Source organism: Salmonella sp. SAL4457 (assembly GCF_046548235.1).
GTDB classification, from domain to species: Bacteria; Pseudomonadota; Gammaproteobacteria; order Enterobacterales; family Enterobacteriaceae; genus Salmonella; species Salmonella enterica.
Genome location: NZ_JBGDZO010001025.1, coordinates 1 through 249 on the forward strand (window position 1 = coordinate 1; position 249 = coordinate 249).

Genomic DNA, 249 nt, shown 5'->3' on the forward strand with positions numbered 1-249 from the left:
GGCATCATCTGTGCCTTGGTGAGGAACTGTGTTCTTGCACCTGCTTCTAGAGAGATGGCCAGTTTGCATCCATAGAGTGTTGGGTGTCTCCATGCCCATATGTTGAGCTTATTCTGGACAGTCATCAGGATGGTTGACCATGGGCCTTCAGGGTTGGTATTATTGCCAATCCATGCTCCCAGGAGCCATACAGCTTTTCCATCTTGGACTATTTTGGCAGTTCTGGGTATGGTTTGGGCTAGCATTGAG

The 249-nt window shown here is 49.0% G+C and carries 1 protein-coding gene; it reads right to left on the reverse strand.

Translation table 11 applies throughout. The features are described from left to right. A partial coding sequence (locus tag ACLJNW_RS27285) for a hypothetical protein (protein WP_410961681.1) occupies positions 1 to 249 on the reverse strand: 249 nt, incomplete at both ends.